Source organism: Streptomyces glaucescens (genome assembly GCF_002154375.1).
Taxonomy (GTDB): domain Bacteria; phylum Actinomycetota; class Actinomycetes; order Streptomycetales; family Streptomycetaceae; genus Streptomyces; species Streptomyces glaucescens.
In genome coordinates, this window is record NZ_MUND01001080.1 from 1 (window position 1) to 559 (window position 559).

The 559-nt window shown below is 71.9% G+C and carries 1 protein-coding gene; it reads right to left on the reverse strand.

Translation table 11 applies throughout. The annotated features are described in order from the left end of the window. The coding region (locus tag CCN42_RS40730) for a flavin reductase family protein (RefSeq protein WP_086742077.1) at positions 1-559 on the reverse strand (559 nt) is incomplete at both ends.

Consider the following 559-nt stretch of genomic DNA (forward strand, 5'->3'; position numbering starts at 1 on the left):
TCCGCGCGGTCTCCGAGCGGAACCCGTGGCCCACCTCCGGAGCGAGGCCGTGATAGTGGCGGAAGTTGTAGATGAGCGGGCTCCAGAGCGCGGGGTCGATGTGGTGCGTTCCCGGCACGACGATGCGTTCGTCCGCGTGCACGCGCAGCACCTCGCACTCCACCCCGAAGAAGAGCCCTCCCCCGCCGGGCGTCAGCGCCCGCACCCGCGCCTCCAGCTGCAGACCGCACTCGGCGACCCGCGGCGGCGCCACGAGGTCGGAGTCGGTGGGGGTGAGCCCCGCGGCGGCGAACTTGTCGGGCTCGAACCGGTACACCGCCCGCTTGCTCTCCGGCACCGGGTGGGCTCCGGTGAGCGGAGCCAGACGCTCCACCTGCTCCCACAGCTCCGGCGAGGCGACGTTGATCACCAGCTCGGGCCGCTCGGCGAGATTGCGCACGGTCTGGCTCTCGCTTCCCAGGCCGAGGACGACGTACTGCCCCAGCGCCCACGCGGAGGAGATGGGGGCGAGGTTGGTCGTGCCGTCGTCGTTCTCAGTGGTCAGCAGGACCACGGGGGT